The organism is Synechococcus sp. MU1625, assembly GCF_020514205.1.
Taxonomy (GTDB): domain Bacteria; phylum Cyanobacteriota; class Cyanobacteriia; order PCC-6307; family Cyanobiaceae; genus Parasynechococcus.
On sequence record NZ_VTLA01000002.1, the window covers coordinates 103031 to 127980 of the forward strand.

The 24950-nt window shown below is 59.9% G+C and carries 24 protein-coding genes; 11 read left to right on the forward strand and 13 right to left on the reverse strand.

The annotated features are described in order from the left end of the window. The first annotated feature begins 46 nt into the window (after positions 1–46). From recN to FZX13_RS06450, 4 genes are all read left to right on the forward strand, one after another. The gene (recN, locus tag FZX13_RS06435) at positions 47–1729 is read left to right on the forward strand and encodes a DNA repair protein RecN (protein ID WP_226408550.1); all 1683 of its coding nucleotides are present in this window, start codon (positions 47–49) and stop codon (positions 1727–1729) included. Between the two features lie 45 nt (positions 1730–1774). After that, positions 1775–4738 (forward strand): excinuclease ABC subunit UvrA, encoded by a 2964-nt coding sequence (uvrA, locus tag FZX13_RS06440; protein WP_226408552.1) that lies wholly within the window; start codon positions 1775–1777, stop codon positions 4736–4738. Continuing rightward, entirely contained in the window at positions 4738–6234 is a 1497-nt protein-coding gene (locus FZX13_RS06445) for an alpha/beta fold hydrolase (RefSeq protein ID WP_226408554.1), read from the forward strand. Before uvrA ends, FZX13_RS06445 begins: the two co-directional genes overlap by 1 nt. A gap of 206 nt (positions 6235–6440) precedes the next feature. Beyond that, positions 6441–8564: an HAD family hydrolase gene (locus tag FZX13_RS06450; RefSeq protein WP_226408556.1), complete on the forward strand. Its 2124-nt coding sequence runs from the start codon at positions 6441–6443 to the stop codon at positions 8562–8564. On the opposite strand, the gene purT is transcribed toward FZX13_RS06450, so the two are convergent. Beyond that, entirely contained in the window at positions 8550–9728 is a 1179-nt protein-coding gene (purT, locus tag FZX13_RS06455) for a formate-dependent phosphoribosylglycinamide formyltransferase (RefSeq protein ID WP_226408558.1), read from the reverse strand. The genes FZX13_RS06450 and purT overlap by 15 nt on opposite strands. A 137-nt stretch (positions 9729–9865) precedes the next feature. Here purT and FZX13_RS06460 point away from each other — a divergent pair, with 137 nt between their 5' ends. Then, complete coding sequence (locus FZX13_RS06460) at positions 9866–10438, forward strand: L,D-transpeptidase (RefSeq protein ID WP_226408560.1); 573 nt, start codon at positions 9866–9868, stop codon at positions 10436–10438. An 86-nt stretch (positions 10439–10524) separates the two neighbouring features. Here FZX13_RS06460 and FZX13_RS06465 read toward each other — a convergent pair whose 3' ends face one another. Then, entirely contained in the window at positions 10525–11124 is a 600-nt protein-coding gene (locus FZX13_RS06465) for an alpha/beta hydrolase (RefSeq protein ID WP_115024699.1), read from the reverse strand. 172 nt (positions 11125–11296) lie between these two features. Between FZX13_RS06465 and FZX13_RS06470 the strand changes: the two genes are divergently transcribed. Further along, the gene (locus FZX13_RS06470; RefSeq protein ID WP_226408562.1) at positions 11297–11719 is read left to right on the forward strand and encodes a M23 family metallopeptidase; all 423 of its coding nucleotides are present in this window, start codon (positions 11297–11299) and stop codon (positions 11717–11719) included. Between the two features lie 4 nt (positions 11720–11723). On the opposite strand, the gene FZX13_RS06475 is transcribed toward FZX13_RS06470, so the two are convergent. The 4 genes from FZX13_RS06475 to FZX13_RS06490 all read right to left on the reverse strand — a co-directional run bounded on the left by FZX13_RS06475 (position 11724) and on the right by FZX13_RS06490 (position 13892). Then, positions 11724–11894 (reverse strand): hypothetical protein, encoded by a 171-nt coding sequence (locus FZX13_RS06475; protein WP_226408564.1) that lies wholly within the window; start codon positions 11892–11894, stop codon positions 11724–11726. Further along, positions 11894–12142, reverse strand: a complete 249-nt coding sequence (locus tag FZX13_RS06480) for a hypothetical protein (protein WP_226408566.1) — start codon at positions 12140–12142, stop codon at positions 11894–11896. Before FZX13_RS06480 ends, FZX13_RS06475 begins: the two co-directional genes overlap by 1 nt. A gap of 308 nt (positions 12143–12450) precedes the next feature. After that, complete coding sequence (mraY, locus tag FZX13_RS06485) at positions 12451–13485, reverse strand: phospho-N-acetylmuramoyl-pentapeptide-transferase (protein ID WP_226408825.1); 1035 nt, start codon at positions 13483–13485, stop codon at positions 12451–12453. 137 nt (positions 13486–13622) lie between these two features. Beyond that, positions 13623–13892, reverse strand: a complete 270-nt coding sequence (locus FZX13_RS06490) for a DUF3134 domain-containing protein (RefSeq protein ID WP_115024694.1) — start codon at positions 13890–13892, stop codon at positions 13623–13625. Between the two features lie 86 nt (positions 13893–13978). Here FZX13_RS06490 and FZX13_RS06495 point away from each other — a divergent pair, with 86 nt between their 5' ends. Continuing rightward, complete coding sequence (locus FZX13_RS06495) at positions 13979–14185, forward strand: hypothetical protein (RefSeq protein WP_226408568.1); 207 nt, start codon at positions 13979–13981, stop codon at positions 14183–14185. Then, entirely contained in the window at positions 14185–15396 is a 1212-nt protein-coding gene (locus tag FZX13_RS06500; protein ID WP_226408570.1) for an argininosuccinate synthase, read from the forward strand. The genes FZX13_RS06495 and FZX13_RS06500 overlap by 1 nt, the downstream gene beginning before the upstream one ends. Here FZX13_RS06500 and FZX13_RS06505 read toward each other — a convergent pair. The 4 genes from FZX13_RS06505 to FZX13_RS06520 form a co-directional block, all read right to left on the reverse strand. Further along, complete coding sequence (locus FZX13_RS06505) at positions 15388–15738, reverse strand: hypothetical protein (RefSeq protein WP_226408572.1); 351 nt, start codon at positions 15736–15738, stop codon at positions 15388–15390. The two genes, FZX13_RS06500 and FZX13_RS06505, sit on opposite strands and share 9 nt — an antisense overlap. A gap of 41 nt (positions 15739–15779) precedes the next feature. After that, positions 15780–16166, reverse strand: a complete 387-nt coding sequence (rpsF, locus tag FZX13_RS06510) for a 30S ribosomal protein S6 (protein ID WP_115025022.1) — start codon at positions 16164–16166, stop codon at positions 15780–15782. An 80-nt stretch (positions 16167–16246) separates the two neighbouring features. Continuing rightward, complete coding sequence (locus FZX13_RS06515) at positions 16247–16723, reverse strand: Tic20 family protein (protein ID WP_226408573.1); 477 nt, start codon at positions 16721–16723, stop codon at positions 16247–16249. A 25-nt stretch (positions 16724–16748) separates the two neighbouring features. Then, positions 16749–17618 carry a shikimate dehydrogenase gene (locus FZX13_RS06520; RefSeq protein ID WP_226408827.1) on the reverse strand — a complete coding sequence of 290 codons (870 nt, stop codon included), beginning with the start codon at positions 17616–17618 and terminating at the stop codon, positions 16749–16751. Positions 17619–17734: 116 nt separating this feature from the next. Between FZX13_RS06520 and dnaK the strand changes: the two genes are divergently transcribed. After that, positions 17735–19654, forward strand: coding sequence for a molecular chaperone DnaK (dnaK, locus tag FZX13_RS06525; RefSeq protein WP_226397546.1), 1920 nt, complete (start codon positions 17735–17737; stop codon positions 19652–19654). A 44-nt stretch (positions 19655–19698) separates the two neighbouring features. Here the strand turns inward: dnaK and FZX13_RS06530 are convergent, their stop codons facing one another. Beyond that, positions 19699–20751, reverse strand: a complete 1053-nt coding sequence (locus FZX13_RS06530) for an FAD-dependent oxidoreductase (protein ID WP_226408576.1) — start codon at positions 20749–20751, stop codon at positions 19699–19701. Positions 20752–20765: 14 nt separating this feature from the next. Then, positions 20766–21215, reverse strand: a complete 450-nt coding sequence (gene psbQ / locus FZX13_RS06535) for a photosystem II protein PsbQ (RefSeq protein ID WP_226397544.1) — start codon at positions 21213–21215, stop codon at positions 20766–20768. Positions 21216–21287: 72 nt separating this feature from the next. Here psbQ and purU point away from each other — a divergent pair, with 72 nt between their 5' ends. Further along, a complete protein-coding gene (purU, locus tag FZX13_RS06540) occupies positions 21288–22142 on the forward strand; it encodes a formyltetrahydrofolate deformylase (RefSeq protein WP_226408578.1) in 855 nt (284 codons plus the stop codon). Next, complete coding sequence (locus tag FZX13_RS06545; RefSeq protein ID WP_226408580.1) at positions 22139–23422, forward strand: O-antigen ligase; 1284 nt, start codon at positions 22139–22141, stop codon at positions 23420–23422. The genes purU and FZX13_RS06545 overlap by 4 nt, the downstream gene beginning before the upstream one ends. Here FZX13_RS06545 and FZX13_RS06550 read toward each other — a convergent pair. Next, positions 23358–24926, reverse strand: coding sequence for a radical SAM protein (locus FZX13_RS06550; protein WP_226408582.1), 1569 nt, complete (start codon positions 24924–24926; stop codon positions 23358–23360). The genes FZX13_RS06545 and FZX13_RS06550 overlap by 65 nt on opposite strands. Positions 24927–24950: the final 24 nt, after the last annotated feature.

Below are 24950 nucleotides of genomic sequence, written 5' to 3' on the forward strand. Positions count from 1 at the left end.
AACGACCCAGGCCGCCGCTACGGTCGGCATCACCACAGGGCTGGATGTGCTCACCGGTCTGCTGCTGCAGAACATCGCTCTGATCGAGAGTCTTGAACTGGAGTTCAGCTCCGGCTTCACGGTGCTTACGGGTGAGACCGGAGCAGGGAAGTCGATTCTTCTTGATGCCCTCGATGCGGTTCTCGGTGGAGCCCAGGGGGCCAGTGGTATTCGTCTGCTGCGCAGTGGTTCTGATCGAGCCAGGATTGAGGCTGCATTTCAACTCAGCCCATCCCTTGAACAGTGGCTGGTTGCGGCGGAGTTTGACCCTGAAGAGGATCTCCTAATTAGCCGTGAGTGGAAACGGCAAGACGGTGATCGCTTCTCCAGTCGCTGCCGTCTGAACGGCAGCACTGTGAACCGTCAGCAGTTGCTTGAGCTCAGACCACTGCTGATTGATCTCACCGTTCAAGGCCAGACCCAGTTGTTGTCACGCGCTGGGCAACAACGTCTTTGGTTGGACCGTCTCGGTGGCTCCCCGTTGGCGGCGACCAAACAGCAAGTGGCTGATGCCTGGAGCAAATGGCGCCTGGCTGCTGATGCTCTGATGGCCCTCGAGCAGGAGCAGCAGCGTTCCGAACAGGAGCGGGCTGAACAGGAGGAGCAGCTGGAGCAGCTGCAGGCTGCCGATCTGGAAGACCCCGACGAACAGGAGCGGCTTGAACAGGATCAGGACCGCCTTGTTCATGGCGTGAGGCTGCTGGAGGGGCTAGCCGTGCTGTTTGGGCGTCTCCGCGATGGTGCGGATCAGGGGCCTTCTCTGCAGGATCATTTCGCGGTGTGCATCCAGGAGCTGCAGGCCATGGCCCAGCTGGATGGTTCCCTTGAGTCCCTGCGGGATCAGGCTCTGGATCTCGAGGCTGGTGTGGATGCTTTGTTGCGTTCCCTCGATCAGTACGGTCTTGCACTCGAGAGCGATCCAGACCATCTCGAGCGGATCCAAGACCGCCTGTCGGTTTTAAAACGCCTGCAGCGCCGCTATGGCCTTGATCTGGCCGGTTTGATTCAGCGTCGAGATGACCTGTTTCATCGTCTGGGTGCTGAGGGATTCGCGGCGGATCTCGCTCGCCTGCACCAGGACGAGAACGACCGACGCCAGACGCGTGATCAGGCCAATGCGGCGTTGCATCGCGAGCGTTCCAAGGCGGCGGCTGCTCTGGAGGCCTCGTTGCTGGACTTGTTGCCTCCCATGGGGCTGGCCAACGTGCGTTTCAAGGTGGATCTCACCCTCTGTGATCCCGCTGAGCATGGTGCGGATGCTGTGCAGTTCCTGTTTTCTGCCAATCCAGGCCAGCCGATGGCACCGTTGACGGAGGTGGCGTCTGGGGGTGAGATGTCCCGTTTTCTGCTGGCGCTCAAGACCACTCTTGCCGCTGTGGATGGGTCCAGCACGCTGCTGTTCGATGAGATTGATGCCGGCGTCAGTGGACGCGTCAGTGGAGCGATGGCGAATCTCCTTCAGACTCTGGCCCGTCAGCGTCAGGTGTTTTGCGTCACCCACCAACCGCTTGTGGCAGCGGTTGCTGATCATCATTTCCGGGTCAGCAAGCATGTGGAGGACGGCGTGACCCATTCGCGAGTGTCCCGACTGCGGGACACCCAGGAACGTCGCCAGGAGCTGGCTGATCTCGCTGGTGGCGATCAGGCCGATGCCTATGCAGCCAGCCTGCTGGACCAGCGAACAGCTTGAAGGCTTCGGTTCTTCCTAAGCTTTTGGGCCTTCCAACGGGTCCTGATGGCGCGAGCTGCTGCCAAGATCACTGACTCAGCTGACCCGCTGGCGAATCAGGATGACGTGATTCGGGTGAGGGGTGCTCGACAGCACAACCTCAAGAACGTCGACGTCACGATCCCCCGCAACAAGTTGGTGGTCTTCACCGGGGTGAGTGGCAGCGGTAAGAGTTCGCTGGCGTTCGACACGATCTTTGCGGAAGGGCAGCGCCGCTATGTCGAAAGTCTGTCGGCTTACGCCCGGCAGTTCCTAGGCCAGGTGGACAAGCCCGATGTGGATGCCATCGAAGGGTTGTCCCCCGCGATCTCCATTGATCAGAAATCCACCAGTCACAACCCGCGCTCCACGGTGGGCACCGTTACGGAGATTCAGGACTACCTCCGTTTGCTGTTCGGCCGGGCTGGCGAACCCCATTGCCCCAAATGCGGTCGCTCGATTAAGCCGCAGAGCATCGACGAGATGGTCGATCAGATTCTTTTGTTGCCGGAGGGAACCCGGTATCAGTTGCTGGCGCCGGTGGTGCGTGGCAAAAAGGGCACCCACACCAAGCTGATCAGTGGCCTGGCGGCTGAGGGTTTTGCTCGGGTGCGCATCAACGGTGAGGTGCGCGAACTAGCCGACAACATTGAACTCGACAAGAACCACAGCCACAACATCGAGGTGGTGGTGGATCGCCTTGTGGCCCGTGAGGGGGTGCAGGAACGGCTGACCGATTCGTTGCGCACGGCTCTCAAACGTGGCGATGGTTTGGCGCTTGTGGAGGTCGTGCCCAAGAAAGGTGAGGAGCTTCCCGACGGCGTTGAACGGGAGCGGCTCTACTCCGAGAACTTCGCCTGCCCCGTACACGGCGCTGTGATGGAGGAACTATCGCCGCGACTGTTTTCGTTCAACAGCCCTTACGGCGCCTGTGAGGCTTGCCATGGCATCGGCCATCTGCGCAAATTCACAGTGGACCGGGTGATTCCGGATCCCAGTCAGCCCGTTTATTCCGCCGTTGCCCCTTGGGCAGAGAAAGACAACAGCTATTACTTTTCACTGTTGTTCTCGGTTGGTGAAGCCTTCGGCTTTGAGATCAAGACCCCATGGAATGAGCTCACGGATGAACAGCGGGATGTGCTGCTCAACGGAAGCCGTGAACCGATTTTGATTCAGGCCGATAGCCGGTATCGCAAGGGCAAAGGGGGATACACCCGCCCTTTCGAAGGCATTCTTCCGATTCTCGAGCGGCAGCTTCGCGATGCCAGCGGTGAAGCCCAACGGCAGAAGTTGGAGAAGTATCTCGAGCTCGTACCTTGCGAAGCCTGTGGCGGTCAGCGGCTCCGACCGGAAGCCCTGGCTGTGACGGTTGGTCCCTATCGGATTCCAGAACTCACTGCTGTCAGCGTCGGTCAGACCCTGGAACGGATCGAAAAATTGATGGGCGTTGGTGCCTATGAGGGTTCAGAGCCTTTATTGAGTCCCCGTCAGATTCAGATCGGTGATCTGGTGCTCAGGGAAATCCGTCTGCGCTTGAAGTTTCTGCTGGATGTCGGTCTGGATTACCTCAGCTTGGATCGTCCGGCGATGACGCTCTCTGGCGGAGAGGCCCAGCGCATTCGGTTGGCCACTCAGATCGGCGCTGGTCTCACAGGGGTGCTTTACGTGCTCGATGAGCCGAGCATCGGTCTGCACCAGCGGGACAACGATCGTCTCCTGAACACTCTCGTGAGGCTCAGGGATCTTGGAAACACCCTGGTGGTGGTGGAACACGATGAAGACACCATCCGTGCTGCAGATCACGTGGTGGATATCGGTCCCGGTGCCGGCGTCCATGGTGGCCACATCGTGGCCGAGGGAAGTTTTGATGACTTGGTTGCGAGCAGCGAATCCCTCACCGGTGCCTATCTGAGCGGCCGCCGTTCCATTCCCACGCCGGCCGAACGCCGCGAGAGCGGTTCACGTTCCCTCAAGCTGATCGATTGCAATCGCAATAACCTCAAGAACGTTTCGGTTGAGTTTCCACTGGGACGGCTGGTGTCCGTCACCGGTGTAAGCGGCAGCGGCAAGAGCACCCTGGTGAATGAGCTTTTGCATCCGGCTCTGGAAAACGGCCTGGGTTTCAAAGTCCCCTTTCCGCAGGGTGTTGGGGAGCTGCGGGGTCTGAAGTCGATCGACAAGGTGATCGTGATCGATCAGAGCCCGATTGGACGGACGCCCCGATCCAATCCGGCCACCTATACCGGTGCTTTTGATCCGATCCGGCAGGTGTTCGCTGCCACGGTGGAGGCGAAGGCCCGTGGTTACCAGGTGGGGCAATTCAGTTTCAACGTGAAGGGCGGCCGCTGTGAGGCCTGCCGCGGTCAGGGCGTGAATGTGATTGAAATGAACTTCCTGCCGGACGTCTACGTTCAGTGCGATGTCTGCAAGGGCGCTCGGTTCAACCGCGAAACCCTGCAGGTCAAATACAAGGGTTACACCATTGCTGATGTGCTCCAGATGACGGTGGAGCAGGCCGCTGAGGTGTTTGATGCGATTCCTCAGGCGGCAGATCGGTTACGCACGCTGGTGGATGTGGGCTTGGGCTACGTCAAACTTGGCCAGCCGGCGCCAACTCTTTCGGGGGGTGAAGCCCAGCGGGTGAAGCTGGCAACGGAACTGTCACGGCGGGCCACCGGCAAGACCCTCTATCTGATTGATGAGCCCACCACCGGCCTCAGCTTTTATGACGTTCACAAGCTGATGGATGTGATGCAGCGGTTGGTGGACAAGGGCAATTCAATCATCTGCATTGAGCACAATCTCGATGTGATCCGTTGCAGTGATTGGGTTATCGATCTTGGCCCTGAAGGGGGTGACAAGGGTGGCGAGATTCTGGTTACGGGGACTCCAGAGGAGGTTGCCCAGCACCCCACCAGTCACACAGGGCGCTACCTCAGCAGGGTTTTGGAGCAGCATCCACCAGAACTACCCGTTCCCCTGGCGGCTTGATGGCTCGACTTCGGACACACCTGGCGGCCCTGGGTGTCGGCATCTCTCTGGCCTTGACCGGGGGTCCAGCCTCAGCATTGGAGAGGCTGGTGTTGCGACTGCCGTTCCTGGAAACGGAGATCACGATCAACTTCGATGATGGCGAGTCCGCTGAACAATTGATCCAGTCCAGTCCGGATCTGCAGGATCTTGAACTGGCCAGTGGTGGCAAGTTGTTGCCGCTGTTGCGCCAGGTGTTCCTCACGCCACTGCCCTTGGAAACCAAGGCGTTGCTGGCGGGATCGACCGGTCAGCCGCTTCTGGAGCAGGCCCTCCATGCGGCGACGCAGGTGGTGGCTCTTGAAGGAGTTGAGCCGGATGTGAGCGGGCGCATGCTGACCGAGGCCCTGATTCGTGCTGAACGCCGGGGGCAACCCAACATCCTTGGTTTTTTGCGGGAGTTGCCGGGAGAACAGGCATCGATCGATCTATCGCGCCTCGCTGAGGTGGCCAACCGGCTTAAAACCAATCTTGAGGAGGGGGTTGCTTTGGCCCGTTCCGTTGAGCCCGCATCCTTGACGGCTGCTCTGCGGGGGCCACTGCGGCCCAGTTGGTCCCGTGAGGTTCTTCAGGTGCCCGTGCCCCACCGCCCGAAACCTCTGCGGGTTCTGACGCTTCAGCCTGCAGCGCCTGGGAATGGTCGCTTGGTCGTGATTTCCCACGGGCTCTGGGACGATCCGGAATCCTTTGAAGGTTGGGGCGAGGTGTTGGCTGCCCATGGCTACACCGTGTTGCTGCCAGATCACCCCGGCAGCGATCTCAATCAGCAGAAGGCGATGCTCGCTGGTGATGCGCCGCCACCGGGGCCTGAAGAATTGCGTCTTCGGCCCCTTGATGTGTCTGCTTTGTTGGATGCCATCAGTGCAGGGCGTTTTCGGCAGGGTGCCAACTTGAACACCGATGCCGTAGCGGTGGTGGGTCACTCTTGGGGAGCCACCACCACGCTCCAGTTGGCCGGTGGTGTTCCTGTTGATTACAGACTCAAAGCCCGTTGCAACGACCTCAAGGATCCGGAGCGAAACATCAGCTGGGTGCTCCAATGCAGTTGGCTGTCGGGGGTTAACCAAGCCGCTGTTGCCGATTCAAGGGTCAAGGCTGTTGTGGCCGTCAGTCCGCCCTTGCACTTGTTGTTCGACGGCAGTCGCTTGGAGAGCCTTCCGGCTAAGTTGCTGCTGATCAGCGGCACCCGCGATTGGGTGGTGCCTTCGGGTTCAGAAGCCATCGCTCCGATGCGTGAGAACAAGGCCGTGCAGTTCGGTCACCGCTTGGTGTTGGTGCAGGGTGCCGACCACTTCAGCCTTCGTAGTTTTCAAGGTGAGCCGTCCCCCGCACAGGTTGGGCCGGCCATCCTGGGCTGGATCAATGAGCAGCTTGAGGTGGATGGCGCGGTCACCTTCTCTGCGGGTGGTTGGGGTGACGAGCAGGGAAGTCTTGTTGATGTAAGCGACCGCCTCTGACATTGCCGGGTTGTTACATACAGCAGTCGGCATGAGTCCAGTTTCTTGAGCTCAGATCACCTGCGAGAGATAGAGAGTCGGCTTTTTTTAGCTGTTTGATTTGCGTGCCTTCTAAGGTTTTTTTCATTTTTTAGCTCTTCTTCCGCCTCTAAAGAAAAACCAACGGCACTGAATCTGTGTTCCGTTGTTGTTTGTGAGGTGAGCGAATGGGGATCCGGTTGTTGCATCTGCATCTTCACGGTCTGTTTCGTTCCCATGAGCTCGAACTCGGACGGGATGCTGATACCGGTGGCCAGACGCTCTATGTCCTCGAGCTTGCGCGCAGCCTGGCGCAGCGGGCCGAGGTTGAGCAGGTTGATGTGGTGACGCGGTTGATTCAGGACCGTCGTTTTGATCTCGACTACAGCAAACGGGAGGAGGTCATTTGTCCGGGTGCCCGCATCCTGCGTTTCCCATTCGGACCGAAGCGGTATTTGCGGAAGGAGCTTCTTTGGCCCCATCTCGAGGAGCTGGCTGATCAACTGGTGGAACATCTGAGCCAGCCTGGCCAGAGGGTGGACTGGATTCATGCCCACTACGCCGATGCCGGCTTGGTGGGTGCTCTGGTCAGTCAGCGGCTGGGCATTCCGCTGGTGTTCACCGGGCACTCTCTCGGCCGGGAGAAACAGCGTCGCCTCCTGGCCGGTGGTCTTGATCGCTCTCAGATTGAGCAGACCTATGCCATCAGCCGTCGCATCGATGCCGAAGAGCGCGCTCTGGCGCAAGCCGATCTGGTGATCACCAGCACCCGTCAGGAAGCTGATCAGCAGTACTCGCGCTACGGCCACTTTCAGGCGGCTCAGGCGGAGGTGGTCCCCCCCGGGGTCGATGCCACACGGTTCCATCCCCACGGTTCGTCGCAGGAATGCTCTGCTGTGGAAAGCCTGTTGCAGCCTTTCCTGAGGGAGCCAGATCGCGCACCCCTGCTCGCGATTTCCCGTGCGGTTCGTCGCAAAAACATTCCTGCGCTTGTGGAGGCCTACGGCCAGTCACCGGTGCTGCGGCAGCGTCACAACCTCGTGCTTGTGCTGGGCTGTCGGGATGACCCGCGTCAGCTCGAGAAGCAGCAGCGCGATGTGCTTCAGCAGGTGTTCGATCTGGTGGATCGCTTTGACCTCTATGGCCAGGTGGCTTATCCCAAACAACACAGTCGTGCCCAGATTCCCGCCCTGTATCGCTGGGCTGCCCGTCGTGGCGGGTTGTTTGTGAACCCGGCTTTGACGGAACCCTTCGGACTCACCCTGCTGGAGGCCGCGGCCTGTGGTTTGCCGATGGTGGCGACCGACGATGGGGGGCCACGGGATATCCAACACCGTTGCGACAACGGTCTTTTGGCAGACGTCACCGATCCTGGGGCACTTCAGGAAGCCCTGGAACTCGCCGGCAGTGATGCACCCCGTTGGCGACGTTGGAGTGACAACGGGGTGGAGGCGATCAGTCGCCACTTCAGTTGGGATGCCCATGTCTGCCAATACCTCGCCCTGATGCAGCAAAGGATTCGTGCGTCACCTGTTCGAGCGTTGTCGGTGGTGCGGCGGCCCAGTCCTGTCTCCAGGCTCCTGGCGCTGGATCTCGACAGCAGTTTGGAGTTGCCGGAGGAAAGCTCCCTTGCACATCTGCGCGATCGGCTTCAAGCCGAACCCTTTTCCGCCTCGACAGGGTTGGTCATCCTTACGGGTCGCTCCCTGGCTCAGGCACGTCAGCGCTACCACGAGTTGCACCTTCCCGATCCCAAGGCCTGGATCTGCCGGGCTGGAACCGAGATCCACCATGGTTTGGATCGCGCAGCGGACCCCGTTTGGGCGCAGCGGATCAGTGAGGCCTGGGATCGCGATGCTGTTCTTGCAGCGATGGGTCACCTGCAGGAACACATTCAGCTTCAGGACCTTGATCATCAAAGTCGTTTCAAGGTCAGCTACTTGTTGCGTGCCTCCAACCGTGGGTTGATCGGGTTGGCCCGTCAGCGCTTGCGGCGCCATGCTTTGCAGGCTGAACCTCAGCTCCGCTGCCACTGGTTCTTGGATGTTCTGCCGCAGCGCGCCTCCCGCAGCGAGGCCATTCGCTTCCTGGCTCACTCTTGGGGGCTCCCCCTGGAGCGGGTTCTGGTGGTGGCCAGTCAACAGGGGGATGGAGAGTTGCTGGATGGTTTACCCGCCACGGTCGTGCCTGCGGATCACGATCCTTGTTTGTTGGGTCAACGGTCTCAGCAGCGGGTTTATGTGTCGAAACGCCCCAGTGTTGGAGCGGTGCTGGATGGCTTAACCCACTACCGGTTTTCAGGCAGCCGTTGATCCCGGGATCACGGTCATACAGGCGGCTGCCCTGTCGGCCTTGGCTTGTGCTTCCTTCCAATCTCCTCCCTTTGCCAGGGCCACACCCATCCGCCGACCTGGGCGGGCCGTGGGCTTGCCGAACAGCAGCAATTGGGTGTCAGCTTCCGTCAACGCTTGTTCGACCCCTTCAAAAGCGACGGAGTCCAGATGAGTTTCGGCCAAGATCACACGGCTGGCAGCGGCATCAGCTGCAGTGATCTCGGGGATCGGCAGGCCAAGAACGGCACGCAGGTGCAGTTCGAATTCGCTCAGGTTTTGGCTGATCAATGTGACCAGGCCGGTGTCGTGGGGGCGGGGAGACAGTTCCGAAAAGATCACCTCATCACCACAGAGGAAAAATTCCACACCGAAGAGACCTGCACCGCCGAGGTTGTCGGTCACCGTCCTGGCCATGGCTTGGGCCTGATTCAGTTGCTGTTCCGTCAGTTGGGCGGGCTGCCAGCTGCACTGATAGTCCCCTCCTTCCTGTTCGTGGCCGATCGGTGCACAGAACAGGGTTTCGCCGTTGCGCTGGCGAATGGTGAGCAGGGTGATTTCCAGATCGAAGCTGAGAAATTCCTCAACAATCACTTGGTCTGAGGTGCCGCGGGCGCCGGCCATGGCGATATCCCAGGCTTTGGGCAGATCGTCCGCACAGGCCACCACGCTCTGCCCTTTGCCCGAGGAACTCATCACCGGTTTCACCACGACGGGCCAGCCCAGAGGTTTCGCCACCTCTGTGAGTTCCTCAGCATTGGAGGCATAGGCGAATCGGGCCGTGCGGAGACCGAGTTCACCTGCTGCCAGGTCGCGGATGCGGTCTCGGTTCATGGTGACGGCCGTCGCACGGGCCGTTGGAATCACGGTGATTCCCTCCTGTTCCAGTTCCGCTAACGCATGAACTGCGAGCGCTTCGATCTCCGGGATCACCACATCGGGCTGGTGGCGCCTGACCACTTCGAGCAAGCCATCGGCATCGGTCATCGGCAGCACTTCCGCCATGTCAGCCACTTGCATTGCTGGAGCACCTGCATAGCGATCACAGGCGATCACCCGGCAGCCCAGTCGCTGGGCAGCGATGGCCACTTCTTTGCCCAGTTCCCCACTGCCCAGCAGCATCACGGTGCGAGGAAACGACGGCATGGTGATCTTTGAATGGCTGGCCGCATCATCAATCAACGCAAGTCCTGAGACTTTCCGCAGCCTGGGAGTGCAGGGCTCGATGTGCCGCTACGTCAAGGATGAGTTCTTGATGGAGTCCAGTGCTTCGGGCGACATTGTTGGCGGTTCTCGCTGGGGGATGTCTTCAGCTCGGGGCGGCAAGAGCCAGGCCTGCTGATCCCATTCCACCGGTTGCTCCCTGGCTGAGTGATGCAGAGGCGCTGGCTTTGCTGCCGGCTGCAGTCCGCTCGCGTTCCAACAAGCAACTTGTGTTGGATCGCTCAAGCCGTCAGCTGATCCTGCTGGAGCAGGGCCAGCTTCGTCTGCGTGTGCCTGCCGCTGTTGGCACGCAAGGTTGGGAAACCCCTGTTGGGGAGCATCGGGTGCTTTTCAAGACGGTGGATCCCGTTTGGAGGCATCCAGGCACCGGTGTTTTGGTTCCCCCCGGAGGTCGAAACCCCCTGGGATCGCGCTGGATTGCCTTTCATCAGGACTGCTCCAATCCCGGTGGTTGGGATGGCGAGAAAATGGTGCAGGTTCGAGGCTGCTCCCACGTCGGCTTGCACGGCACTCCCCATCGTTGGACCGTCGGACGGGCTGTGTCGCATGGATGTGTTCGCCTTTATGACGAACACATCCGCAGGGTGTTTGAGCTTGTGGAGGTGGGGACTCCCGTGGTGGTTTTGCCTTGATGCCCTTGTTTTGATGCCCAGTGCATCAAAAAAGCCCTGGGTCGTCCCAGGGCTTGTTCGACGTCTTTTGTCGTTATGCCGTCAGATCACCAGAGTCCCTGAACGGGAGCAGCTGGAGCGGGCTCAGGGGCCTTGGCGGTGTAGGCCTGGATGCAGGCCGGAGTGTTCATGTACCAGCTGAGCAGAGAGGTGTCCTTGTGGAAATCACCTTTCACGTCGGCATTGCAGACCTTCATGGCACCTTGCAGGCGCTGATCGGTCGGCAGCTTGGCCATCATTCCGTAGCTGGAGAGCTTGCCATCTTCAGCATCGAGAATGATGGCGCTGCGAACGGCCTGCAGATCGTTCTGCTGGCTGTAGTACGGGTGATAGTTGCCGTTCAGGCTTGCTTTCAGGAAGGCCTCGCCCTCATCTGAATAGAGGAATTCAGTGACGTCAGCAACGTCGACGTCGTACTGCTTCTCCAGACCCACTTCGAGTTCTTCACGGGTCCAACCGGACAGATTGCTCAGATCTTGAGGAACGGGATTGGAGACCTGCTGTTTGCCACCGATGGGCAACAGAACGTTGGAGCGAACGAAACCGTTGGTGACGGTCCGGGCGGTTTGTTTGGGGGCGGCGAAGCCAGGCAGTCCAGCGGCGGCGACCATCAGGCCGGCACCAGTGAACAGAAGTGCTCTGCGCATGAGCTGCGTTTGATTTGCACTTCGAACCGTCGCGAGACCGCCGGCGGAGTGGCCCGGAAGCACAGGGTTTTTTTCCTTTTAAGAGAGCGTTAAGGAAAAACGGGAATCCTGTCTTTTCTCTGACGGAAGGGACAGTGTCTTAAGGTTCTCTTCCAATTCTCATTTTGATTGTTTGCTGGGTCTGTTTGCCGCGTTGCTTGTACCGATGTCGGGTGTGGTGACCCAAGGCGTCGAACCAGACCACCCAGCGTTGGATATCGCCTGCCGTGTTGGTCGTCCTGTGCGCGCGGCACATGATGGTGTTGGTCGGAGTCGCTGGACATCCACCCACGGATGGACGTTCCATCTTGCGGGCGATGGGATTAAGACCCGCTACAGCCATCTCAATGTTGGTGCCCCCGCAGGTTCCTATGACCGCGGTCAGATCATTGGTCTTTGTGGGAATACGGGTCGCTGGTCAACCGGACCTCACCTTCACTTTGAAGCGGAACCGCTGCATTTCCTCGACGCGCTTGAAAGTCCCAGTGCTGATCAGCTGAAATCGATGGAACAGACGCCTCAGTGGCGTCAGCGTTCGGTGGAAGCCAGCCGCTGAGGGCTCAGTTCGAATCGGCGTTGTTGCTCTGACGACGCACTTCTCCGATCAACCACACGCCCATGAATCCAAGCGACGACACACCGAAATAGATCAGCACCCAACGCAGAACCCGATCAGGATCAGCCGCTGCGCTGGCGAGTAGCTCAGCGGTTTTGTCAAGCAGGTTTTCCATCAGTTCTGAAGATCGGGGATCAGCGTGAGTTGGCGGACCGGCGATTCTTCGCTGACGAATCCCCAGGCTTCAAACACCGTGGGATCGGGATGGGTGATGCGCTGCTCTGTTCCATGCCGTTCCAGATGGAATCCTTCGCTGGACATGCGCCGCATCAAACTGGCTGACTCCTGAAAGCGGGCAGCCATCGCTTCGAGGCTCGAACAGTCAGCTGTGAGACCGGATTCACGCCAGGTGAAATAAGTCATCCTGCCTCGATGCCTCGAAAGGGTGACTTTAAGGGATGTGAGCCGAAGAAAGCTTTCGTGCTGGATGTAGAAATCTCCTCAGTTCAGGATTTTTAGTTCACGCCTCCTTCTGTTTGGTGGGCTGTGTTGTGGTCATCTTCTAATCTTTAAAATGCCACTTATTTTTGCTGGTTGATGATCAATTTTCGAAAAAGATATTGACTTTGTGTGTTACGAATTCAAGTTCGACTCAGTGACGATCTGAACGGCTTCATCATTGAGATCGTTCCAAAACGGATGTTTCTCAGGATTTGATCGAAGATCAACGCTTAGGGATGCAGCACCAGCCCCAGAAGTACAAGACCTGCTGTGACAAGCCAGAACGCAGTCACCACGCTGCGCTCATCGGTGCCTCCCAGCTCAAAATGGTGATGAAGTGGCGCCATGCGGAACACGCGTCGGCCTTGTCCATCAGGTCCTTTCGTGGCCTTGAACACCCAAACCTGGATGATCACGGAGAGGGATTCAGCCACGAAGACGCCTCCCATCACCAGCAGTGGCCAAAGACTGTTGGACAACAGGGCGACACCACTCAGGGCTGCCCCCATCGCGAGGGATCCGGTGTCGCCCATGAAGGCTCGAGCCGGGTTTCGGTTGTGCACAAGAAATCCCAGCCACGCCCCTGCCATGGTCATGCAAAATCCAGCTAGGGCGGGATCTCCACTGTCCCCTCGCAGCATTAGCTGAAGCGCCAGACCCGTAAACACCAGAGCTCCACAGCCGCTGGCTAGACCATCCAGGCCATCGGTGAGGTTGGTGGCATTGCTCTCCGCCAGAACAACAAACAGCCCCAAAGGCCAGATCAGGATCCCCAGCGGAAGTTCAAGGCCCAAAGGCAAGGCAATGCTGCTGCTGATCCAGCCCTGCCAGGCTGCGACGACCAGAAAGACAAGGGCCGCAAGGGCCTGCAGCAGCAATTTCCCTCGCGCTGTCAGACCTGTGTTCGTGTGTTTGGTGAGGCTGCTCCAGTCATCGACGCCGCCGATCAGCATGAATGCCAACGTCAGCGAAGCCAGGCTGAGCAGTTGTTGCGATGCCACGGGGTCCCGCGTGATCAGGCTGCCGAGAATGACTCCGACGGGAACCACGAGCAGACCCCCCATCGTTGGCGTTCCCGCTTTGCTCCGATGGGATTCCGGTCCCTCCTCGCGGATGAACTGCCCCATCTTCAAGCGACGCAGAAGCGGAATGCCTAAAGCTGCCGTAGCGGTTGCGCAGACCGTTGAAATCAACAGAGGCAGGCTCAGCTGCGCATTGGGGATCCATTTGTCGGCTGCAAAGCTGGTCGCCAAGACCACCAGCATGAGCAAGCTGGCACTAATCGAGCCGTTCTCCCACCAAGGACGATGGATCGAATCCGTGGATTGCAAAGCAGCACTGGACTGGTCGCTGGGACCCTAGATGAGTCGCTCAGTGACGACCAGTCAGTGGTTGGGGGACATCAGTCCTCCCACTGCTCTTCATTTTGCTCGTCATCTTTGTTGTAATCCTCTTTTTCACCCATGAGCGCCGAGAGTTCTTCCTCTTCGACAGTGCTCACTTCGGGGGAACCGGATTCTTCGTCGGCGACGAGACGGCCGCTGGTTTCCAGCCAGGACAGGAGATCGGGCTCCTCTCGCAGGGGCAGCACGGGTGCTGGGTCACGGCGCCCGTAGCGGGTGAGGGACGGGTTGACGCTGTCCAGGGCGTTTAAATCAACCAGATCGCTCATGCAGGGACGGACACAGGCCAATCAACCAAGATAGACCACGTGCTGTTTTCGAGCTCCAGCTGAATAAACCTGCGCTTCTGATTGTCTTGTGGGGTCTGGCTCTGATGATCAGTGCTGGCTTGCACTGGTGGGGTCTGCAGCGGCCTGAACCGTTGCAGACCTCCTGGATCCTTGCGCTGCTCCTGGTCTTTGCTCCGGCTGCGGGGTTGGCTGCATGGCTGCTTGTGACCTCACCTCAGGATGCGGCCGGCGAGACGAGAGAATCAGAGGAGTGTGATCAGGAGACCCATTGATGGGCCGCGCCAAGAAGGTGGTACTCGCCTATTCCGGGGGAGTGGATACCAGTGTCTGCATCCCGTACCTCAAGCAGGAATGGGGCGTGGAGGATGTGATCACATTTGCTGCAGATCTCGGCCAGGGCGATGAGCTGGAACCGATTCGTCAGAAAGCGCTCGATGCCGGTGCCAGTCAGTCGTTGGTGGGAGATCTGATCGAGTCGTTCATCAAGGATTTCGCTTTTCCGGCGATTCGTGCCAATGCCCTGTACGAAGGCCGTTACCCCCTCTCCACCGCTCTGGCCAGGCCTCTGATCGCCAAGCGCCTTGTCGAGGTGGCCCGGGAAGTGGGTGCTGATGCTGTCGCCCATGGCTGTACAGGCAAAGGCAACGACCAGGTGCGTTTTGATGTGGCCATCGCAGCGCTGGCGCCTGATCTCAAGGTCCTCACCCCCGCCCGTGAGTGGGGCATGAGCCGTGAGGAGACCATTGCTTACGGCGAACGCTTTGGGATGCCCGCCCCCGTGAGCAAGAAATCGCCCTACTCAATTGATCTGAATCTGCTCGGCCGCAGCATCGAGGCTGGACCTCTGGAAGATCCGATGGTGGCTCCGCCGGAAGAGGTCTTCGCGATGACCCGATCGGTGGAGGCTGCTCCCGATGCCTCAGAAGAGATCGAGATTGCTTTTGAAGCCGGCAATCCTGTTGCGATCAATGGGCAGCGTCTGGATCCTGTGGCGTTGATCCGTGAAGCCAACCGTTTGGCGGGAACCCACGGCATTGGTCGTCTCGACATGATCGAGAACCGTGTGGTGGGAATCAAATCCCGGGAGATCTATGAAACGCCTGGGCTGTTGCTTCTGATCCAGGCCCACCAGGAACTGGAAAGCCTGACCCTGGCCGCCGATGTTCTGCGTAGCAAGCGGCAATTGGAGATGCAGTGGGCTGACCTCGTTTACCAAGGTCTTTGGTATGGCCCCCTCAAGGATGCTCTTGACGGCTTCATGGATCGCACCCAGACCACCGTCAATGGTGTCGTTCGTCTCCGGCTCCACAAGGGAACAGCCACGGTCACCGGTCGCGGCTCAGCGGACAGCAGTCTTTATGTTCCCGAGATGGCGTCCTACGGCAGTGAGGATCAGTTCGATCACCGTGCTGCGGAGGGTTTCATTTACGTCTGGGGTCTGCCAACCCGGCTCTGGTCAGCATCCCACCGTCGTTCAGGCTGAACGCTGCTGCCTCTGCAGGAACTTGGGGAGCCTCAGGCCCGGAAAGCGCACGACGTTATCTGGTTCTGAGGTTCCAGGGAGAGCTGCCTGCTGGGGGCGCTCGATCTGTTCTTGATCAACCTGTTCAGCCAGTAGTTGATACCGCTCCATCAACGGCTCAAGTCGCTGTTGGAATCGACGCTCAAAAACGTCGGGCAGTTCTGCAAGAAGGTCTTCGTAAGCCTTGATCTCGGCTTCGAGCTCTGTGATTCTTTTCTTCAACAACCGAACAACCTCAACGTCGCCATGACGTTCGTTCCAAGCGGGTTCTGTTGAATGACGCTGATCAGGTTGTGAATCCATGGGCGGACGCTATCGCCCACCCATGGATCACACAATGCTGATCAGTCAGCTGATGCAGCTGCAGCTGTAGCTGTTTCGGCTTGCTGTTGCTGAGCGGCTTCGCTACCGGGCATCACCCGAGGTGCGGGAAGGGGACCTTCCTGCTTCACGGTCAGGTAGCGGATCACGTCCTCACTGAGGCGCATGGCCTTCTCGAGAACAGCAACGTGCTGGCCATCACCGTTATGGCTCAGCTGCACGTAGATGCCTTCCTTGTGCTTGGCAATCGGATAGGCCAGGCGGCGCTTGCCGCGCATCTGGTTGTCCAGCACATCAGCACCGGCTTCCACGAGCATGTCGCGGTACTTGGTGACATGGCTTTCGACCTCCTCTTCCGGAATGTCCGGACGGAGGATGTACATGGTTTCGTAGTACGGATCGTGCGTCATGGGCAGCTCCAACGGGGCTTCAGGCTCACCGGAGTGAGCGACGGATCCAACACCTTATCCCCTGGTGTGCCCCTACACCTTCAGTAGAGCTGCATGCGCACGGCTTGGCTGATGCCTGGCAGATCCGGTTCACGCCCTCGCCAGCACTCCACAAGAGCGAACACCAGAATGGCCAGCACCGCGATCACGATCGTGCTGGACAGGGTGCTCAGCAGCAAGCTGCCTCCAGCAATCGGTTGGAGCACGATTCCAAAGGCAAAGCTCAGAACAACGATCACGATGTCTGTGAGCAAGGCCTGCAGAGTGTTGAATCGCAGGAAGTAGGGAACGGCTGGATTCCGAACCACCGCCAGAAAAAGCACGAAGAACAGCAGCAGGCCACCAAAAGGGACCCCCCGATTCAGTTGGATCAGAGGCACTGCTGGAACGATCAGCAGTCTGAGCAAAGGGATCTGGTTAAACACACCGTCAGCCCCGAGGCCAAAGGGAATGGCGTCACTCCAGGGGAGCAGGTACACCAGCGGTGCGAGTAGCCGCTGCCAGAGGGGAATCTGCACGGTGGGGCTAGGACTTACTGCGACGTTAGGTCGCAAGAGCAGTCTCGGCGGCGCTTCGCATCGCCTCGGTTGGAACGTCATGGCGTCCACTCCAAAGCCGCAGCGATGCAGCGCCCTGCTGCACCAGCATCTCGAGGCCATCGATGCAGCGATGGCCGCGGCGTTGCCCAGCAGTGAGCCAGCTGGTGGGCCTTGGTGTGTAAATGAGGTCGTACAAAACCGCCTTTGGGCTCAGCCCTGACCAGAGTTCCGCACCCAGGGGCATTGCTTTGGGGTCACCGTGCTGTGCCATTCCCACCGGGGTCGTGTTCACCACGAGAGCTGCTTGGGCGACGGCTTCTTTGAGCTGAGGCGCGTTCTCGAGGCAGGCCGTTAAAGGGGCATTGTCTTGTTGCAGATCGGTGTTGAAGGCCTGCAAGGCTTCGCTTCGTCGTCCCACCACGGTGATTGTGTTCAGCTTCAGGCTTTGCAGGCCGGCGACCACCGCACGGGCCGATCCGCCGCAGCCGATCACCACAGCATCGCGTCCGGCCCAGTCTTCGTTGGCACCAAGTGGTGCCAGAAAGCCCTCCACGTCGGTGTTGGTGCCGTACCAGCCACCGTCGACCCCTGGGAACAGGGTGTTGACGGCACCAAGTCGCCGCGCCAGAGGGCTCAGCTCATCACAGAGTTCAGCGATGGCCTGCTTGTGCGGGATGGTGACGTTGAGGCCCTGGCAGCCAACGGCCCTGAGACCCTGCAACACCAAATCAAGGCTCTCGGTTTCGCAAGGAAGGGCCAGGTAGCGCCAGTTGAGCCCCATTGATTCGAGGGCTGCGTTGTGCATCACCGGCGAAAGCGAGTGGCGCACTGGATTGCCGAGCAGGCCCAAAAGGCTGGTGCCGCCGTTGATCATTGCCAGGGCCGGATCGCTCCACCAGCCTGCCTGTTCGGGAACCACACCTCGCCTGTCACCGGGTCTGATGTGGAGGATGAGCCCATTCAAATCACCATCTCAGGAGGTGGGCAACGATGGGAAAGGTTGTCGGCATTGACCTTGGCACCACGAACAGCTGTGTTTCCGTGATGGAGGGCGGCAAGCCCACCGTGATCGCAAACGCCGAGGGCTTCCGCACGACGCCCTCCGTGGTTGCTTACACCAAGAACCAGGATCAGTTGGTGGGTCAGATCGCTAAACGTCAGGCGGTGATGAACCCGGACAACACGTTTTATTCCGTCAAGCGCTTCATTGGCCGTCGTGTCGATGAGGTGAACGAGGAATCGAAGGAGGTGAGCTACGGCGTTGAGAAGGCCGGCTCCAACGTGAAGGTGAAGTGCCCGGTTCTCGAAAAGCAATTCGCGCCTGAGGAGGTCTCAGCGCAGGTGTTGCGCAAGCTGTCTGAGGATGCCGGAAAGTATCTCGGTGAAACCGTCACCCAGGCGGTGATCACGGTTCCCGCCTACTTCAACGATTCCCAGCGCCAGGCCACCAAGGATGCCGGCAAGATCGCTGGCCTTGAGGTGCTGCGCATCATCAACGAGCCCACCGCTGCGGCTCTGGCCTATGGCCTCGACAAGAAGAGCAATGAGCGCATCTTGGTCTTCGACCTCGGCGGCGGCACCTTCGACGTTTCCGTTCTGGAAGTCGGCGACGGCGTGTTCGAGGTGCTCTCCACCGCCGGAGACACCCACCTCGGCGGCGACGATTTTGACAAGGTGATCGTGGATCACCTGGCCGAGACCTTCAAATCCAACGAAGGCATTGATCTTCGTCAGGACAAGCAGGCTCTTCAGCGTCTGACCGAGGCCGCTGAAAAGGCCAAGGTTGAGCTGTCCAATGCCACTCAGAGCGAGATCAACCTGCCGTTCATCACGGCAACGCCCGAGGGTCCGAAGCACCTAGATCTCACCTTGACCCGCGCCAAGTTCGAGGAACTGGCCTCCAAGCTGATTGATCGTTGTGCCATGCCCGTGGAGCAGGCGCTCAAGGACGCCAAGCTCTCTTCCGGTGAGCTGGACGAGATCGTGATGGTGGGTGGTTCCACCCGCATCCCGGCGGTGCTGGAACTGGTCAAGCGCATCACCGGTAAAGATCCCAACCAGACGGTGAACCCCGACGAGGTGGTGGCTGTTGGAGCTGCCATCCAGGGCGGTGTTCTGGCCGGAGAGGTGAAGGACATCCTTCTTCTCGACGTCACGCCCCTCTCTCTGGGTGTGGAGACCCTCGGCGGTGTGATGACCAAGATGATCACCCGCAACACCACCGTTCCCACCAAGAAGACAGAGACCTACTCCACGGCTGTGGATGGTCAGACCAACGTGGAGATTCACGTGCTCCAGGGCGAGCGCGAGATGGCATCCGACAACAAGTCGCTCGGAACCTTCCGTCTTGATGGCATTCCTCCGGCACCCCGTGGCGTGCCTCAGATCGAGGTGACCTTCGATATCGATGCCAACGGCATCCTCAGCGTCACCGCTAAGGACAAGGGCAGCGGCAAGGAGCAGTCCATCTCGATCACCGGTGCCTCGACCCTGTCGGATAACGAAGTCGACAAGATGGTGAAGGACGCCGAGGCCAATGCCAGCGCTGACAAGGAGAAGCGCGAGAAAATCGACCTTAAGAACCAGGCCGAAACCCTCGTTTATCAAGCTGAAAAGCAGATGGGCGAACTGGGCGACAAAGTCGATGCTGACGCCAAGGCAAAGCTGGAGGAGAAGCGCCTCAAGCTCAAGGAAGCCACCGAGAAAGACGACTACGACGCGATGAAGACCCTGCTGGAGGAATTGCAGCAGGAGCTCTACACCGTTGGTGCTTCCGTCTATCAGCAGGAGGGTGCTGCAGCGGGCGGCGGAGCTCCTGGTGCTGATGCCGGTGCTGGTGCCGGTGCTAACGCCGGTGGTGGTGACGCCAGCGACGACGTTATCGACGCGGAGTTCACTGAGACCAAGTGATCGGTTGATCCATCGACGCGTTAGGGCCCCGCGGGGCCCTTTTTTCATGGCTGCTCGAGTGCAGCGGCAACCCACTCCGCTGTGGCAGGTGCGAGCAGCACGCCATTGCGGTAATGCCCGCTGGCAAGAATCAGTCCAGGCTCCAGCTCCTCCAGCAGCGGTGCAGGGCGATCCACGGGTCGGGCTCGCAGGCCGCTCCAGTGGCTCACCACAGTGGCAGTGCGCAGCCATGCAGGTGCCCGTTCATTCAGGCTGCGCATCAAGATCAGAGGGTCTGCCGAAGCGCAATCACCCGGTTCCACGGTGGCCCCAAGCAGCAAGCGCCCGGGTGATGTGGGAATCAGGTTGAAGCCCTGATCCACCAGCACTGAGGGCCAGTGGGTCCAGCTCGTTGGCCCCGTCGTTAGCTGGAGTGACAGAGCCTGGCCCAACACCGGCGTCATCGCTCGGGCGTGGCCCAGGGGTTCCAGCAGAGCATCCGTGGTCAGTGCTGTGGACAGCACAACGACGTCATTGATTGTGCTCTCACCGTCGGCTCGATGCACACTCCACTGGTTGTTGTTGCGCTCCAGGTGGACCACTGCCTCGGCATTCAGATCCACGCTTTGCCCTGCCAGCGCCTGTCGCAGGGCCAGTTGAAGCAGCAGTGGATCCACCCGCCCGTCGTGGCGCGAGTGGAGGCCACCGTGGCTGGCCGTCGGCCAGACCTCTGCCAGGTCGGCGTTGGTGACCATCTGCAGGCCCAGGTCGACGCGTTGGGCGGCCAGCGACGCCATTCGCTCAGCCGTTCGTTCGTCCTCCGGGATTTGCAGCAGGCCCAAATGGAGCTTGAGATCAGGTTGGTGGACCTGCAGCGTTTCGATCCACTGCGGCCAGAGCTCCATGCTCCGGCGGCGCAGCCTCCAGCCCCGTCCGCTGCTGCGGCGAAACACATGACCCATCAACACCCCTAGGGATGCCGATGTTCCACTGAGATCGTTTGCCGATCCCTGGCGCTGAACGGGCGCGTTCAGACGTGGGTCGTAAACAGAAACATCGTGACCTCTCTTGGCCAGATGCCAGGCGGTGCCGAGGCCGATGGCCCCAGCACCAATCACTCCAACGGAGCGGGTCAGCTGAAGGCCTCAGCAGGGATCAGATCGCTGTAGGCATCAAATCCTGCAGCAACGGCGCTGTAGGACTTCTGCAGGCGGCTGAAGTCCTGCAGGCGTGCCGCTTCATCCAGATCAGCCAGAGCTTCTTTCAAGGAGCGGGCCACCTTGGTGGCCTCCTTACGCTCGCTCTTGTCGAGGCGCTGATTGATGTAGAGCATTTCACGGCTCACTTCCTGCATGGGGCCATGCAGAAGGTTGCGGGTGAAGACCCAATCCTTTTCGCTCACCAGCCGGGCCAGATCAGGCAGACGGGATTTTGCGTCTTCAAATGCTGCGGCCTGGCGGCGGATCACGCCCAGATCATCAGGATTGATGCCGGCAGCATCGACAGAAGCCGGGGCCATCAGACCCATGCTCAACGCGACGCAGAGGCAGAACGCAGCCAGGCGTCTCAGAGCCTTCAGCATGGTGATCAAAAAATTTTCTGCGACTTTAACCAGCCCCTCTTGCACGGGAGAATTTGTTTTTCAAAGGTTGTTGTGAGTGACGCCACGGTCATCCTCCAGATGATCTGTCCCGACCGCCCGGGCTTGGTCAGCGAATTAGCGGGTTGGGTGGCAGCCAATGGCGGCAGCATTCGCCATGCCGATCACCACACCGACGCCGGAGCGGGGTTGTTTCTCAGCCGGATCGAATGGCAGCTCAAGGGTTTCGGCATTCCCCGGGATGCCCTTCCCGAGGCAGCTCAGGCCTTAGGAGAGCGGCTTGGTGGTGAGGCACAGCTCCACTTCTCAGACGCCTTTCCCCGCGTGGCGATCTTTGCCAGCAAGCAGAGCCATTGTTTGCAGGATCTGCTTTGGCGTGTCCAAAGCGGAGAGCTGCCGATGCAGGTTCCCTTGGTCATCGCCAATCATCCGGATCTGGAACCCCTGTGTGCATCGTTCGAGATTCCTTTTATTTATGTGCCTGTCAGAAAGGATTCCAAGGCCGAAGCGGAGCACCGAATCTTGCAGCTGCTTGAGGAGAACGCCGTTGAACTTGCGGTGCTGGCCAAATACATGCAGGTTCTTAGTTCGGAGTTTCTCGAGCGATTTCCACAGGTCATCAACATTCACCATTCCTTCCTTCCAGCGTTCAAGGGCGCGCAGCCTTATCACCGGGCCTGGGACCGTGGGGTCAAGCTCATCGGCGCCACAGCGCATTACGTCACCGAGAATCTGGATGATGGTCCGATCATTGAGCAAACCACGGTTCCCGTCAGCCATCGGGATGAGGTGGAGGATCTGATCCGCAAGGGCCGTGACACCGAACGCCTTGCTCTGGCGCGGGCCCTTCGCTTGCATCTGCGCCGTCAGGTGATGGTTTACCGAGGACGCACCGCCGTTTTTGCATGACATCTCATCGCGGCGGTCAGGCGTTCCAGCTCGGCCTTTTTCTGCTTCCCTCCAGTGCTCTGCTCTCGGGCATCTGTCTCTTCGTGGCTTGTGTCAGCGGAAGTCGGGGCAGGGAATGTCCTGTTTGGCAGGACCGCTGGACGCAACCGTTTCTTGTCGCTTCCCTGTTGATGCTGGTGGGGTCCCTGGTGGCCGAAACAGGATCCCTTGCCTGGGCTGGGTTGGCCAATTGGTTGCCATTTTTCTGGGCTTTCTGGGCCTTTCGGCCCCATCTCGCCAGCGAACGGCAGCGCCGCCAGGCGGCTTGGATGTTGCTGGCCGGAACCTTGCCGGTGCTGCTGACCGGCCTGGGGCAAATGTTTCTGGGTTGGCAGGGTCCCTGGCAACTTGGAGGCGGCGCCATCATCTGGTTCGTTGCCCCAGGTGGCCAGCCGCAAGGGCGGCTTTCGGCCCTGTTTGATTACGCCAACATTGCGGGAGCCTGGCTCGGGGTGGTTTGGCCTTTGATGCTGGCGGCTGTGCTGCGACCGGATGGGTGGAGGCGGCGTGGTGCGGCTTTGTTGCTCACGCTTTCGACGGTTGTTGCTGTTTTGCTCACCCAGTCGCGCAATGCCATGGGAGCACTGGCCTTGGCGATTCCCTTCGTTCTGGGACCGATTCAGTGGTTCTGGTTGCTCCCCCTCCTGTTGTTGTTGGCCTCTCCGTTGTTCTTGGTGGTGCTGCCCGGTGTCCCCCCTGGATGGCGTCAACTGGGCATGTCTGTGGTGCCGGAGCCGATTCTCGATCGGCTTCTGGAGCGGGGAGGGCCCACCGCCTGGAAACACACCCGTCTGGGCCAGTGGGGGTATGCCTTGGAGTTGGTTGCGGCCCGTCCCTGGCTTGGCTGGGGGGCAGCCGCGTTCAGCGTGCTTTATCCGATTTATGCGGCCAAGCGATGGCATGGCCATTCCCACAATCTCCCGCTGGAGTTGGCGATCAGCCACGGCCTTCCGGTGATGCTGTTGATTGTCGGAACGGTGCTCCTGTTGCTGGTTGTGGCGCTGCGAAAGGGGATCCTGCAAAAAGCACCGATGGAACGGGCCTGGTGGACCGCCACGCTGGTGTTGGTGGCGATGCATGCCACCGACCTGCCGTTTTTTGACAGTCGCCTCAACATTCTCGGCTGGACGCTGTTGGCGGGTTTGGCTGCCTTTAACCAGGAGGTTGCGCAGACTCCTACTCCTGATCCAAGGCCTGATCGTGATGGTCCCGCAGCGTCGTCGGAGCTAGGGGCCCCCTGAGGTGGGTCCAGGGCAGGATCCGTGAGGCCTCCCATGGTTCGTGGATCACGGCACTCCATTGCGGCGGCGGCGGCAGGGCTGGCCCTGGCATCGGTTGGAGCTCACCGTTGAGAGCAGCCCTGTAGGTCTTTTTCCAGCCGCCCATGCTGTTGCGGTCTTCGCCAACGGCCGCGATCACCGGGGCCAGGCGACGGTCGCTGCGGGAGAGCAGGGCCTGAATCACGCTCCATCCATAGCTTTCCGGTCGGAACTCGATTCCCTTCGGTTTCAACCTTTTGGCCAGGCGTTTGAGGCGCTTCTCAGCTTCCGGTCTTACCCCTTGCCACTGGAAGGGGGTCTGGGCTTTGGGCACAAAGGTGCTCACCCCCAGGGTGAAGCGCAGTCCGGCGGTTCCTTTTTTGAGAGCCAGCAGGAGATCTGCCGTTGCTTCGACGTCGTCATCCGATTCCGTCGGCAAGCCCACCATCCCGTAGAGCTTGAGGCTCGAGAGGCCGCCTTGTTTGGCATGGCGGGCCGCCCCATGGATGGCCTCCGTGGTGAGTTTCTTGTTCACCACCTCGCGCATCCGTTCACTGCCGCTTTCGATGGCGATGGTCAGGGAGCGGCTGCCCCGTTTGGCCAGGATTCGACCCAAATCCGGGGTCACGGTGGCTGCTCTCACCGAGCTAACGCTGACGCGGGTGTCATCGAAACGGTCCTGATCCAGCCAGTGGAGGAGGTCGGCGAATTGGGGATGCTGGGTGACGGAAGCACCCAACAGGCCAAGGCGTTTGGTGGCTTGCAGGCCTTTCTCCACGGCTGGGATCAGACCGTCATCCAACGACGGCGTCCGGAACGGAAGGGTCAGGTAGCTGGCCAGACAGAACCTGCAAAGTTCAGGGCAACTGCGCACCACCTCCACCATGTGGATGTCGGGCCAAGCGGCCTCAGGGGTGACCACCGTTGAGTGACTGAGGGTGTTGCCTCGCCAGGTCTGCTTTTCGACGAGGGCTGGAACCGCTGGATCGATCGGTTCGATGCCGATCAGCTCGCCGTCTGGGTCGTATTGCGGGGCATATAGCGACGGCACGTATACCCCTGGAACCTGAGCCAGGTGTCGGAGTCGTTCCGCCCGCGATGCCTGCCGGCAGCTCTGCAGAGCGTCGATGAAGGCGGGCAGCAGAAGTTCGCCGTCTCCGAGCAGCACGGCATCAAAGAACGGTGCAAGGGGTTCGGGGTTGGCCGTGAGCACCGGTCCGCCGCCGAACACAATGGGGTCCTCATCTCCCCTCTCCAGGGCCCAGATCGGAATCCGCTGGTTCTGCAGTAGCTCCGGCAGCACAGGGCCGTCTAGTTCCCAGCTCAGGGAGAGCCCGAACAGATCGCAATGGCGGGGCAGGGGATCGTGCTGGTCCGTGAACAGTCGCCGAACATCCACATCACTGCGCTGCGCCAACGTGGCCCAGACGATCTGATAACCCAGGCTTGTGATCCCCACGGAATAGGAGCTGGGAAAGGCCAACACGGCCTGCAGGGCTCCGGGCTCCGG